At 57.9% G+C, this 13,495-nt stretch carries 11 protein-coding genes and 1 pseudogene; 6 read left to right on the top strand and 6 right to left on the bottom strand.

Annotated features, from left to right (window positions below; all coding sequences use genetic code 11):
- Positions 1–257 precede the first annotated feature (257 nt).
- Complete coding sequence (locus CBW22_RS26440; protein WP_021510008.1) at positions 258–428, top strand: hypothetical protein; 171 nt, start codon at positions 258–260, stop codon at positions 426–428.
- A 42-nt stretch (positions 429–470) separates the two neighbouring features.
- Here the strand turns inward: CBW22_RS26440 and CBW22_RS24740 are convergent, their stop codons facing one another.
- The gene (locus tag CBW22_RS24740) at positions 471–1,232 is read right to left on the bottom strand and encodes a hypothetical protein (RefSeq protein WP_088518139.1); all 762 of its coding nucleotides are present in this window, start codon (positions 1,230–1,232) and stop codon (positions 471–473) included.
- 232 nt (positions 1,233–1,464) lie between these two features.
- Positions 1,465–2,196: a class I SAM-dependent methyltransferase gene (locus tag CBW22_RS24735; RefSeq protein ID WP_088518138.1), complete on the bottom strand. Its 732-nt coding sequence runs from the start codon at positions 2,194–2,196 to the stop codon at positions 1,465–1,467.
- A 251-nt stretch (positions 2,197–2,447) separates the two neighbouring features.
- Between CBW22_RS24735 and CBW22_RS24730 the strand changes: the two genes are divergently transcribed.
- Positions 2,448–3,095, top strand: coding sequence for a metallophosphoesterase (locus CBW22_RS24730; protein WP_088518137.1), 648 nt, complete (start codon positions 2,448–2,450; stop codon positions 3,093–3,095).
- A 6-nt stretch (positions 3,096–3,101) separates the two neighbouring features.
- On the opposite strand, the gene rsmF is transcribed toward CBW22_RS24730, so the two are convergent.
- The 3 genes from rsmF to yebS form a co-directional block, all read right to left on the bottom strand.
- On the bottom strand, positions 3,102–4,526 hold the full coding sequence (gene rsmF, locus CBW22_RS24725) for a 16S rRNA (cytosine(1407)-C(5))-methyltransferase RsmF (RefSeq protein ID WP_088518136.1): 1,425 nt from the start codon (positions 4,524–4,526) through the stop codon (positions 3,102–3,104).
- Positions 4,527–4,639: 113 nt separating this feature from the next.
- On the bottom strand, positions 4,640–7,273 hold the full coding sequence (locus CBW22_RS24720) for a PqiB family protein (protein ID WP_058771299.1): 2,634 nt from the start codon (positions 7,271–7,273) through the stop codon (positions 4,640–4,642).
- On the bottom strand, positions 7,242–8,486 hold the full coding sequence (yebS, locus tag CBW22_RS24715) for a membrane integrity lipid transport subunit YebS (RefSeq protein WP_058771236.1): 1,245 nt from the start codon (positions 8,484–8,486) through the stop codon (positions 7,242–7,244). The genes CBW22_RS24720 and yebS overlap by 32 nt, the downstream gene beginning before the upstream one ends.
- Positions 8,487–8,704: 218 nt before the next feature.
- Here yebS and CBW22_RS24710 point away from each other — a divergent pair, with 218 nt between their 5' ends.
- The 4 genes from CBW22_RS24710 (at position 8,705) to htpX (ending at position 13,134) form a co-directional block, all read left to right on the top strand.
- Entirely contained in the window at positions 8,705–9,205 is a 501-nt protein-coding gene (locus CBW22_RS24710; protein WP_088518135.1) for a GAF domain-containing protein, read from the top strand.
- 96 nt (positions 9,206–9,301) lie between these two features.
- Positions 9,302–9,982, top strand: a complete 681-nt coding sequence (gene proQ, locus CBW22_RS24705) for an RNA chaperone ProQ (protein WP_088518134.1) — start codon at positions 9,302–9,304, stop codon at positions 9,980–9,982.
- A gap of 20 nt (positions 9,983–10,002) precedes the next feature.
- Positions 10,003–12,042: a carboxy terminal-processing peptidase gene (prc, locus tag CBW22_RS24700; protein WP_088518133.1), complete on the top strand. Its 2,040-nt coding sequence runs from the start codon at positions 10,003–10,005 to the stop codon at positions 12,040–12,042.
- Between the two features lie 210 nt (positions 12,043–12,252).
- Complete coding sequence (gene htpX / locus CBW22_RS24695) at positions 12,253–13,134, top strand: protease HtpX (RefSeq protein ID WP_021510018.1); 882 nt, start codon at positions 12,253–12,255, stop codon at positions 13,132–13,134.
- Between the two features lie 42 nt (positions 13,135–13,176).
- Here the strand turns inward: htpX and CBW22_RS24690 are convergent.
- Positions 13,177–13,495 (bottom strand): annotated as a pseudogene (locus CBW22_RS24690) (MFS transporter); the annotation flags it as partial.

The raw sequence follows: 13,495 nt of genomic DNA, 5'->3' as shown, positions 1-13,495 counted from the left end.
ATTAAATTGAGGTCGCTACCATGACTGAGCTATTCCATATTATTTCCGTCGGTACCCTTGTTGCCGGACTTTATTTGCTCAATTAGCGCATTTATTAAGCGCAATAACATTGCGTGAGATAATACGCAAGTGACGTTGTCACCTATGGGGTGCTTTATCATTCTGCGCGCAACGCAGCGGATATTGGCAGCAGCCAGCCACAGCGAAAAATGGTATAACAGGGCGCATTGATTGATGGCCGCTTAACAGGATTTCGCATGGCAGCAAATACACACTATCTTCTCTGGGTAATGATTGGCACGCTCACCATTTTGAGCATTTTTATCGGCGCGATTGTCGGTCAGGCCAAAACGCCGCGCACCGGATTGCTGACCTTTGCCGGTTTGTTTATCGGTTTTATGCTGGCGATCTTTTTAATCACGCGTTAGCCGGGATTCGTCATAGCCAACCTATGATTTTCAGCTGCGCCGTTACCAACTGCTGCCGTTGCGAATATGGCCCCAGCGCGGGGTGATATTCTGCTCCAGCTGATATATCAGCGCCAGAATCAGGTTGAGGTTATAGCGGGTCACCTCATTATGTTGCGTGATACAGGGTGATGACGATTCAATCAGATTGAAATTACTGTATTTTTCCAGCAGCCCGAGGTGCGGTAACACTTCCTGCTCGCGCTGATGATCGGCCAGTGCTGTAAACAGATAAATATTTTTCTGCGTCTGGCGATCGCGACGCACGGCATTGGGCAGGTATTTATTTAGCAACGCGACCGCAGCCGGGCTTATCTCTCCCATCATCGCTTTACCCACACTGGGCCAAATCTGGCTTGCATAGTCACCGAGAAAAAACTGCGGTACTGCAGTAATAATGTTTCTGATGTTGTGGCGGATACCGAAGTAGAGCGCGGCACTGCCGCCTTTCGACGCGCCGAGAATGGTCACGTCAGAAGGTTGGGTTAGCTCAATCACCGCCCGGATGAGCTGGCTGACGCCGTGCTCGATGTTGAACTGAAGATTGTTACACAGGTAATACGCTGGCAAACCGTTGAAATCGTCTTTGATCCATAACACGGCTGCGCGGGTGTGCTCCAGCAGAGTAAAATCATACACGGTAGGATCGGGCAGGTTAAACCCGGACATGACAATCAACAGATGCTGATTATCCAGACTGGCCGGTTTATAACGATAGTGCACATCCAGGCCATCCAGATAGTTAAAGGTGTAGTCAGTGATCATGCGGGCTCCTGTGAGATTTAGCAGACAGAAGCGACACAAACGCAACGGGCATTAACAGCGTGCCAGATCAATAGTTGAGAATGATAGTTAATATCATTTAACTTGTTCGGAATAATCTTAAGCGTTACAGTAGGTGCCGTCCCTTACAGAGCTAACACCTTGATTGAGTGCCGGAGATAAGCGCCGGGGGGAATTTTCACAGGGCTGCAGGATGCAGCCACTGCTGAAAACCTTACAGCGGCCTGCGCGCCGCCAGCAAAAACAGCATCGGACGCTCGCGCTCCTCTTCCAGCGCCGGATTTTCCGCTACCTGCTGTACATCCGGACCCCACTCATCCAGCCGTTCAATCACCAGACCGGCGGCAATCAGCGCGTTAATCCAGGTTGCCAGCTTGCGGTGCTGCTTCTTCACGCCAGCGGCAAACCAGTTGCTGATCCTTTCCCCTTCCTGCTGATACTGATTGACTGGCCAGCTGCGCTGCCCGGCATCATCGATGAACCACTCCTGCTGACGCGGAGCGGTATAAATCGGATGCTCGCATGAAAACACCAGCGCGCCGCCGGGACGTAACGCATGAAAAATCGTGGCAAACAGGGCGTCGATATGGCTGAGATAGTGTAGCGCCAGCGAACTGTACACCACGTCAAAAGTGCTGCTGAGCTGCAGGGTTTCGAGATCAGCGCGCTGATAAGTGATGCCGGGCCGATCGGTCATGGCAGCGGCCTGCGCCAGCATTTTTTCTGACACATCCAGCCCCAGCACTTCACGCGCGCCTTGCTGCTGCGCATAACGACAAAACCAGCCGTAGCCGCAGCCCAAATCCAGCACGCGCTGGTCACGCAGTTCAGGCAGCATGGCCCGCAGCGCGGGCCACTCGGGCGCGCCGTCCAGTCCGTTGACCGAACGCGGCAGGGTGGCGTAGCCAGCAAAAAATTCGGGGTTATCGTAGATATTCTGACTCATGGAGACTCCTTTCAGTAAGACGCAAAGGAGTGTAAGCGTTTAGCGCGGCATGAAACACCGCTCAGCCAACAAAAAGCAGATGCACCAGGCGCGCGAGCGACTCCAGCAGCAGCAGGCTGCCAATAAAAATCATCACGAGGATGCCAACAAACTGTTTCCGACTGCTCACGCTGATGCCTCCGCGGCTACCCCTCACCGGACTATACTTTATGCCGGGTTTACTAAACTTCCAGTCAACCGGGGCAGATTACATGTTTTATCAGACGCTGCGTGCAAATAACTGGCGCAATATTTGGGTGGTCGGTGATTTGCACGGCTGCCGCGCGCAGCTTGATGCGCAGCTGCTGCGGCAGGGCTTTGATCGGCAACAGGATCTGCTGCTATCGGTCGGGGATTTAATCGACCGCGGGCCGGACAGCCTTGGCTGTCTGCAACTGCTGGAAGAGCCGTGGTTCCGCTGCGTGCGCGGTAATCACGAGCAGATGGCGCTCGATGCGCTGCAGGGCGACGATCCGATGCTGTGGATGATGAACGGCGGGGACTGGTTCTGGCAGCTGAGCGGTGCGCGGCTGATTGCCGCGCGTCATGCGCTGAAGGGCTGTGCCGAACTGCCGCTGATTTTACATCTGCAATTTGAAGAGCGCGTCATTGTCATTGCTCATGCCGACTATCCTGCCAGTGCCTACGCACTGGGACAGGATGTCGACTGGCATCAGGTCGTCTGGAGCCGCGACCGGCTCGCTCGCCATCAGCGCGGCCGTTCGCAGCCGATCGCCGGTGCCAGTGCGTTCTACTTTGGCCATACGCCGCTGGAGCAGCCGCTTAACGCCGCTAATCAGCATTACATTGATACCGGCGCGGTATTTGGCAACCGGCTGACGCTGGTGCAATTGCAGTAATGCGTGTTAGCGGAACAGCCGGCCGTCGCGCACCAGTTCACGTGGATAGCTGTTTTTGATGCGGCTTCCGACGCGTTTCGCCAGGCCCAGCGGCTGCTGCTGGTAAGTGACAATCACCTCATCGCGCACGGGCGGCGTGTCGGGATGAATATCCTGACCGCGATACCAGCTTTCCGCCTGCGCTTCGTCCAGCTCGAATGCCAGCGCGCAGTCCGGTTGCGCCAGCGCCACCACCGCTTCATGCTGCCAGCGAAAGCCTTTCGGGAAGGTTTCCGCCAGTTTGAGACCGATACGCGAGAAACGCACTTTGCTGAGCCAGCTCTCCAGCGCCGCCGGGAACAGCCACAGCTCTTTGTCGCGCTGCCACAGCGTCAGGTTCTCATCCCAGTGTAGTCCCACCTTGTGCGCGGCCTGTGCCACCTCCGCCACCAGCTTGCGGCTGGCGGGCGAGAAGGGCAGCTTGCCGAGTTTGTAGGTCGGCGCCGGCAATGGCGGCACGCTGGCAGTTTTGCGCAGCCGCGCGACGAAAAAGCCTTCGCTGTCGAAGATATGCGGAAATACGTGCAGGAAGCCTTCCGGCGTCAGCGCGCGTTCGGCGCCAGCGAACAAATCGTTGAGCGGCACAATTTCCAGCGCCTGCGGATAGCGCTGCTGCAGCCAGGCAATCACCTGCTGGTTTTCGATGGTATTGAGCGTACAGGTCGAGTAAATCAGCGTGCCGCCCGGTTGCAGCGCGTGAAAAGCGCTGTCGAGTAAATCGCGCTGGGTGGCGGCGATGGCCTCGGTGCTGGCCAGCGTCCAGTTGCGCAGCGCGTCAGCATCTTTGCGCACCACACCCTCGCCGGAGCAGGGCGCATCCAGCAGTATGGCATCGAACTGTTCCGGCAGCGCGGCACCAAAGACGCGCCCGTCAAAATGGGTCAGCGCCACATTGCTGACGCCGCAGCGGCTGATATTGGCATGCAGCACTTTCACCCGGCTGGCGGAGTATTCATTGGCGAGGATCGCGCCCTGATTGCGCATCAGCGCGGCCATCTGCGTGGTTTTAGAGCCCGGCGCAGCGGCCACATCCATCACCTGGCGGGCATCCGGCGCGGCGTCAAACAGCGCGCTGACCGGCAGCATTGAGCTGGCTTCCTGAATATAGAACAGACCGCTGAGGTGTTCCGCGACGCTGCCGAGCGGCAGCGATTCGTCATCACGCGCAATCCAGAAGCCTTCCCGACACCACGGAATCGGCGTCAGCTGCCAGCGGTAGCCCGCCACGCGCGTGAGAAAATCCTCCACGCTGATTTTCAGCGTATTGACGCGCAGGCTGCGGCGCAGCGGCTGCTGACTGATGGCGAGAAAGCGTTCGAGTTCGGCCTCGTCGGCCAGGCTGGCGCGCATCAGCGCGAGAAAATCTTCAGGAAAACGATCGGACACGGATATCTACCGGACTAACAAAGTGAGGGCGAAGTGTAACGCCGAGCCCGGCTCAGGTACAGCCGTGCGCAATATCCCTGGCGCAAATAAGTCGGGCAGCCCGCAGGCTGCCCGTTGTCTTAGTTTGGCGACGGAATCGCCGTGCCCCAGTTGCGCCACTCTTTTGGCGCTTCATCCTGCAGCAGGAAGTGCTTGTCGGCACCGGCCTGCGGCGCCAGCGGCACCGTCGGTGGCGTGGCAAACTGGATGCCGCCGCGAATGAACTGCTGGAAGGTGCCGGTTTTCACCACACCGCCAATCAGGCCAAAGTCGAGGTTATAACCGGAGGCCAGCCAGAACACCGAATTGTTACGCACCAGATGCTGATACTTCTTGCTGATGCGCAGCGCGATTTGCACGCGGTCGGCCATGTTACCCAGCGAAGTGCCGGTTACCGTGCCGACTTCTACACCGCGGAACAGCACCGGCGTGCCAATCGACAGCGATCCGGCTTCGGTGGTATCCACATAGATATTCAGCCCGTTAAGGTAACGCGAGTCGGTAATGGTGCTCTCCTGCAGCTCAAAGCTGCGCGCCAGCGCGCCTTTGCCCGGATCCACATTCACATACGGCTGCAGCAGCGTTTCCAGGTGATTGACGCCGGCGGGTGAAATCTCCGGCGAGACGACAGAGAAGCGACTGCCGATGCGCGCGAAGTCCTGCACATACTCCGGATAGAGCACCGCTTTTGCCACCACCTGGTTGTTATCCTGGCTCAGTGCCAGCGACTCCACCTGACCGACGTTGATGCCGAGATAGCGGATTGGCATGCCGGCAGACAGTTTGCTGGCATCAAAGGTGTGCAGGGTAATCTGGCTGCCGACTGCACGCGCGGCGGTCTCTGACGGATAGAGTACGCGCTTAACGCCTTTCGCTGCCTGCGCGCCCGTCAGGTTATCAAAGCTGATTGCGCCTTTCAGCGCGCGGTTCAGCGGCGAAGCCTGTACGGTCAGACCGCTGCCGTTGAGCTGGACTTTGGCACCGCCTTCGGCCCAGAACACGCTTTCGCTGGTCAGCAGCTTGCGATACTGCGGCTGGATATGGACCGAAATCTCAAACGCATCGGCGCGCGGCACCACATCCACCACTTCACCGACCTGGAACTTGCGGTACAGCACCACCGAGCCGGCCTGTACATCCGGCAGGCTATTGGCGGTCAGTTTGAGCGTGGTCGGCGGCTGATCGCCGGTAATGCCTTCCGCCGCGCGCTCTGAGTCGGCGTACAGCGGATAGCGGCTGGACGGCTGACCTTTCGCACCCGGCACCAGCCGGATACCGCCGTCGACCCATTCGCGCGCGCTGGCGCCCAGCACCTGCATGCCGTCGAGGCCAAATTTAACGTCGAGACGGCTGTTAACGATGAACTTACTGTCGGCGTGTACCAGCTGGCGGTGCTCCGGATTGATGGCCGCCACAAAGCTGATGCCGTTTTCATCCAGCCGGCGCGAAATGACCTGGCCGATCTTCACGCCATACAGCATCACCGGCTGTCCGGCGTCGATACCGTAGGTTTCCGGCGCGCTGAGCTGAACGGTGAGCACATCCGGCTTCTGCAACAGCGTTTCGCTGGCTGGCAGCACGCTGAAGTGATCCTGCGGCTCACCTTCGCCCGGGACCAGTTCCAGCGTATTGCCGGTCAGCAGGCTGCTCAGGCTGGTGTCGGTCAGGCTGAGTTTCGGCGCGCGCATCTCAATCCGCGTGCCGCTGCGCATCAGGCCGGTGACCGAGGGATCGATCGTCAGCTCGCCGGACACTTTGCCGCCCGGCAGCAGCGTCAGTTTGGTCAGGGTGCCCACTTCCAGCCCCTGATACATCAGCGGCGTGCTGTCGGCTTTCAGGTTGTCGCCGTTGGGCAGATCGAGCGAAATCAGCACGCCGCGCTGGCTGTGCGCCAGATCCGAATAGAGCTGATAGTTTTGATCACTGTTGGCCTGTTCGCCGCTGTCCGGCGAGTCAAAGGCAATCGCGCCATTCACCAGCGCGGCCAGGCTCTCCAGCTTCACTTTGGCGCCGCTCAGGCTGACATCGGCGTCAACGCCCGACACATTCCAGAAGCGGCTCTGTTTTTTCACCAGGTTGGTGAAGCGCCGCTCAATCAGCACGTCGATGGTCACGCCATCGGTATTACCGTTGATGCTATAGTCATAGACGCGGCCGACCGGAATTTTACGGTAATAGACCAGCGAACCGGTGTTGAGCGAGCCGAGATCGGGCGCGTGCAGGTGAATCAGCAGTTCGCCGGTGTTTACCCGGTATTTCGGCTGGGTATCCAGTGCGGTAAAGTGATCGCGCTCTTTGCCGTCGCCGGGCATCATGCCGATGTAGTTACCGCCCACCAGCGCATCCAGCCCGGAGACGCCCGCCAGCGAGGCTTTTGGCGTCACCAGCCAGAACTGGGTGTTCTCCCGCAGCGCATCGCGCATGTCGCTCTTGATGCTGGCTTTGATCTGAATGCTGCGGTAGTCATCGCTCAGCACAATGCCCTGCACGGTGCCCACTTCCACGCCCTGATAGCGAATTGGCGTGCGGCCCGGCACGATGCCGTCCGCGGTCTGGAAGTTGATGGTGATGGTGGTGCCGCGCTCCTGATAATTAGTCCATAACAGCCAGCCGGCAATCAGCAGGGCGATAATGGGCAAAAGCCAGAACGGCGAAATCTTGCGTTTATTACGCAGATTAGCACTAGTCGGTGTAGTCGGCGTTTCCTGTTGCATGTGCATCCCAGATCAGGCGGCTATCGAGCCACTCAACGGCCATAATGGTCAGGATGACTGCCGCGCCAAAGTAGAAGGCGGCAGGTCCCATGGTAAAAGCCAGCAGCTGATCACGATTGACCAGCGACATGGTTAAAGCAATGACGAACAGATCCAGCATCGACCAGCGGCCCACCCAGGTGACGGCGCGCAGCAGACGGATGCGGGTTTTCAAACCCTGTTCACACTTAAAATGGATGCTAAGCAACAGCGTCAGCATCACTAACACCTTGGTAAACGGCACCAGAATACTGGCGATAAACACCACTGCCGCCACCGGCACGTTACCGGAGGCGAGGCCAAGAATCCCGGAGAAAATGGTGTCTTCGCGCCGCGCACCGTTGACGTACACCACCGAAATCGGCAGCAGGTTAGCCGGGATCAGCAGCACAATCGAGGCGATCAGCGCCGCCCAGGATTTTTGCAGGCTGTGGCGGCGGCGAAAATCGAGCGGCGTATGGCAGCGCGTGCAGCGTCCGCGTTCATCGGGCATACCGGTATGGTGGCAGTTCAGGCAAACCTGCCACCGCTCGGGCGGTTCGTGCGGCACCGACTGCGGGTAATAATGTTCCCACAGCTCCTCCACGTTGAGATGAATCAGCGTCAGCAGGCTCATGATGGTCAGCGCGATATAGGCGACCAGCCCGTAGCCGACCTCCAGCGCGGCATAATCCTGCACCTTAATCGACGCCACCGCCACGCCGACCAGATAGATATCCAGCATGACCCACTCTTTGAGCTTCTCCAGCATCAGCAGGACCGGGCGCAGGTTCATGCCGAGCGCGTGGCCAATCCATAAATAGCAGATGCCGGCCACCAGCGTCACCGGCGCGCCAATCGTGCAAAACGCCACCATGGCGGCTGTCAGCACGTTGCCCTGTTGCGCCATCTGCAGCACGCCCTCCAGCAGGCTGGCGTTGATGCGCATGCCAAGCAGGCGGATATCCACCAGCGGCAGGCTGAAGGCGAACGGCATCAGTACGATCATCGTGACGGCCATGGCGGTGAGCCGCGTCATTGACCAGTCGCGACCGTTCTGAATACGGGCATGACAGCGCGGGCAATAAGCCGACTGATGCGATTTCACATCCGGTAAGGAAAAAAGGGTATCGCATTGCGGGCAACGCTGATAACGTGCGTGGGGCAACGTCTGGCTGATGGCGTGAATTTTCATAAATGACGCAAGGGGCCCATTGTTCGTTACAGTTACCGGCATGCGGAGCAGAGCACGTCTGTCTGCATCAATCTATGGTACGAGAATAGTCTCAAGCATAGCGTGCTAAGGGTATAGTAACTAACACAATGATTCACCTTGTGGGGTTGGATTATTAGTGCTTATTTTAACAACTGAGTGACAACAAGGTCACGCCAGTGATGAGTTATGGTTAAACAATGAACAAAAAAGCCTTTTACGAGGATTTAAATCGCGATGTCCGCGCACTGTTAGCGGGCGAAACTTCTTTCCTGGCGGCGCTGGGCAACTGCAGTGCGCTGCTGTTTGAACGCCTGGAAGGGGTTAACTGGGCAGGCTTCTATTTGCTGACCGAGCCGGAGACGCTGGTGCTGGGTCCGTTCCAGGGCAAAATCGCCTGCGTACGCATTCCGGTTGGTAAAGGCGTATGTGGCACCGCGGTTGCGGAGGATCGCGTGCAGCGGGTTGAAGACGTGCACGCTTTCCCGGGGCACATTGCCTGCGACGCCGCCAGCAACGCGGAAATCGTGATTCCTCTGAAAGTGAATGGCACGATAGTCGGTGTTCTCGACATCGACAGTACGGTTTATTCTCGCTTCGATAGCGAGGATGAAGCGGGGCTGGTAGCCCTTACCGACGGGCTTTGTGCAGTGCTGGCGAACAGCGACATTGAAAAATTTCTTCAGCTGACGCGCAGCTAATCGACTGGATCACATAGCATTTGGCGATGTTGTCATTATAATGTCGCCTGTTCATGCCTGCTCTGGTCGGCAAACCCGTTGTAATCAGGAAATTTCATGGAAAATCAACCTAAGTTGAACAGCAGTAAAGAAGTCATCGCCTTTCTGGCGCAGCGTTTTCCGCACTGCTTTAGCGCCGAAGGTGAAGCGCGTCCGCTCAAAATCGGTATCTTTCAGGATCTGGTGGAGCGCGTTCAGGGCGAAAACAGCCTGAGCAAGACGCAACTGCGTTCGGCCTTACGCCTTTATACCTCAAGCTGGCGTTATCTTTACGGCATTAAAGCCGGTGCCACCCGTGTCGATCTCGACGGCAACGCCTGTGGCGTGCTGGATGAGCAGCACGTAGAACATGCGCGCAAGCAGCTGGAAGAAGCCAAAGCGCGCGTGCAGGCGCAGCGCGAGCAGCAAAAAGCGAAAAAACGTGAAGCCGGTGAAGAGACCGCTGAGCGTCGTCCGCGCAAGCCTGCTGCCCGTAAAGCGGCTGACGGCGACGCACCGCGCAAGCCACGTCCACAGGCACCGCGTGCTGCGGCCGGTGAGCGTCAGGCTGCTCCGCGTCCACCGCGGGCAAAACCCGTCACTGACACTTCAACGTTGCAAGCGGGTCAAAACATCAAAGTCAAAGCAGGCAAAAGTGCAATGGACGCTACCATCCTGGAAATTACCAAAGATGGCGTCCGGGTCCAGCTCGCTTCCGGCCTGGCAATGATTGTGCGCGCAGAACACTTGCAGTTCTGAAACGGAGGCCCGACCCTGGCATGAACAGCATTTTTAAGATCGGTATGATCGCGGGCCTGCTGCTGGCAGGCCCCACCTTTGGCGCGGACAACATTACCCGCGCCGACCAGATTCCCCAGTTACACGAAGAAGCACAGCATCCTACCGTTAGTGAACGCGTCACTTCGCGTTTCACCCGCTCTCACTATCGTCAGTTCGATCTGAATCAGGATTTTTCGGCGAAAATTTTTGACCGCTACCTGAATCTGCTCGACTACAGCCATAACGTGCTGCTGGCATCGGACGTGGCACAATTCGCCGACAAGAAAACCACGCTCGGTGATGAGCTGCGCAGCGGCAAGCTGGATGTGTTTTACGATCTCTATAATCTGGCGCAGAAGCGCCGCTTCGAGCGCTATCAGTATGCGCTCAGCGTGCTGAACCGCCCGATGAACTTCACCGGCAATGACACCATCGATATCGATCGTGCCAAAGCACCGTGGCCGAAAAGCACGGATGAGCTAAACGCGCTGTGGGATGCCAAGGTGAAGTATGACGAGCTGAGCCTGAAGCTGGCCGGGAAAGATGACAAAGAGATTCGCGAGACGCTGACCAAGCGCTACAACTTTGCCATCCGTCGTCTGGCACAAAGCAACAGCGAAGATGTGTTCCAGCTGGCGATGACCGCGTTCGCGCATGAAATCGACCCGCATACTAACTATCTGTCACCGCGCAACACCGAGCAGTTCAATACCGAAATGAGCCTGTCGCTGGAAGGTATCGGTGCCGTGCTGCAGATGGATGACGACTACACGGTGATCAACTCGATGGTCGCCGGTGGTCCGGCGGCCAAGAGCAAATCCATCAGCGTGGGCGACCGCATTGTGGGCGTCGGCCAGCCGGGCAAGCCAATGGAAGATGTGATTGGCTGGCGTCTGGATGACGTGGTGTCCAAAATCAAAGGGCCGAAGGGCAGCAAAGTGCGCCTCGAGATCCTGCCAGCCGGCAAGGGCACCAAAACCCGTACCGTGACGCTGACGCGTGAGAAAATCCGTCTGGAAGATCGCGCGGTGAAGGGCACCGTGCACAACGTCGGCAAACAGAAAGTCGGCGTGCTGGATATCCCGGGCTTCTATGTTGGCCTGACCGATGATGTGAAAGTGCAGCTGCAGAAACTGCAGAAGCAGAACGTCGACAGCATTGTCATCGATCTGCGTACCAACGGCGGCGGCGCGCTGACCGAAGCGGTATCGCTCTCCGGCCTGTTTATTCCGAGTGGTCCGGTGGTGCAGGTGCGTGACAATAATGGTCGCGTGCGTGAGGACAGCGACAACGACGGCATCGTTTACTACAAAGGTCCGCTGGTGGTGCTGGTCGATCGCTTCAGCGCCTCGGCGTCGGAAATCTTTGCCGCGGCGATGCAGGATTACGGCCGCGCGCTGATTGTCGGCGAACCGACTTTCGGTAAGGGTACGGTGCAGCAGTATCGCTCACTCAACCGCATCTACGATCAGATGCTGCGTCCGGAATGGCCGGCGCTGGGCTCAGTCCAGTACACCATTCAGAAGTTCTACCGCATCAACGGCGGCAGTACTCAGCGGAAAGGCGTCACGCCAGACCTGCTGATGCCGACCGGTGTGGAAGCGGCAGAGACCGGCGAGAAGTTTGAGGATAACGCGCTGCCGTGGGACAGCATCAACGCGGCGACCTATACCAAAACCGGCGATATCACGCCGCTGGTGCCGCAGCTGACCAAAGAGCACGCCGATCGCATCGCCAAAGATCGCGAGTTCCAGTACATCATGAAAGACATCGCGCGTTTCAACGCGATGAAGGACAAGCGTAACATCGTGTCGCTCAATCTGGCTCAGCGCGAGAAAGAGAACCACGAAGAAGATGCGCTGCGTCTGGAACGTATCAATGCGCGCTACCAGGCGGAAGGCAAAGCGCCGCTGAAGAGCCTGGACGATCTGCCGAAAGACTACAAAGAGCCGGATCCGTATCTGGATGAAACGGTGAAAATCGCTAACGATTTGGCCCAGCTGGAAAAAGATCAGCCAGCGCCGGCGGCAGCGAAGTAACCTTTCGGCCTGAAATTACAGCACCGCTGCGGCGGTGCTTTTTTTTGCCTTGAAATCGCCGCCCGGCAGGCTGCACCTGCTACCATTACCAAATGTAAAGTTATGTCTTTTTAGGCACTTAAAGATTAAGGTCGCTTGAAAAGCGCCACAATGGACATAGGATGTATATCCGCGCATGAGCGCGAGCACAACTGAGGAAGATTAACGTTTATGATGCGTATTGCGCTTTTCCTGGTCACCAACCTGGCGGTGATGTTGGTATTCGGACTGATTCTGAGTCTGACAGGAATCCAGTCAAGCAGTGTTCAGGGTCTGATGATTATGGCAGGTCTGTTTGGCTTTGGCGGTGCGTTTGTTTCACTGCTGATGTCCAAATGGATGGCGTTACGCTCGGTCGGCGGTGAAGTGATTGAACAACCCCGTAACGAGACGGAACGCTGGCTGATGGAAACCGTCGGCCGCCAGGCTCAGCAGGTCGGCATTGCGATGCCGCAGGTGGCGATTTACCACGCGCCCGATATCAACGCCTTTGCCACCGGCGCACGCCGTGACGCCTCGCTGGTGGCGGTCTCCACCGGTTTGCTGCAGAACATGAGCCGCGATGAAGCGGAGGCGGTGCTGGCGCACGAGATCGCCCACATCGCGAACGGTGACATGGTCACCATGACGCTGATTCAGGGTATCGTGAACACCTTTGTGATCTTCATTTCGCGTATCATTGCGCAGGTGGCGTCTGGCTTCCTGTCCGGCAACCGCGACGGCGAAGAGAGCAGCAACGGCAATCCGCTGGTCTATTTTGCCGTGGCGACGGTGCTGGAACTGGTGTTTGGTATTCTCGCCAGCATCATTACCATGTGGTTCTCGCGCCATCGCGAATTCCACGCCGACGCCGGTTCTGCGAAGCTGGTGGGGCGTGAAAAGATGATTGCCGCGCTGCAGCGCCTGAAAACCAGCTACGAACCGCAGGAACCCAGCAGCATGATGGCGTTCTGTATTAACGGTAAAGGTAAATCGCTGAGCGAGCTGTTTATGTCGCACCCGCCGCTCGACAAGCGTATCGAAGCGCTGCGCAGCGGTGCCTACCTTAAGTAAGCCACATAGAAAATGAACAGGGCGCCTGCGGGCGCCCTTTTTTTATGACTCTGCCGGCTGACGGCTTTGCGTCATGCGCAGCATACTGACGATAGCCGCCACGCTGGCAAAGGTCCCGGCCAGCAGCAGCGAGGCATGCGTGCCGCTGTCGTTGAACAGGTTAAACATCAGCGCCACCAGCGCGGCGCCGGTGCTTTGCCCGACCAGTCGCGCGGTGCCGAGCATGCCGCTGGCACCGCCGCTGCGCTGGCGCGGAGCCGACGAGATGATGGTGTGATTGTTGGGTGACTGGAACAGCCCGAAGCCGGCACCGCACAGCATCATGCGCCAGATAATATCGGCATCCGTGGGTTGTGCAGGC

It is taken from the genome of Pantoea sp. VS1, assembly GCF_002207995.1.
In the GTDB taxonomy this organism is placed as follows: Bacteria; Pseudomonadota; Gammaproteobacteria; order Enterobacterales; family Enterobacteriaceae; genus Pantoea; species Pantoea dispersa.
This window is presented reverse-complemented; position numbering and strand designations above follow the sequence as displayed.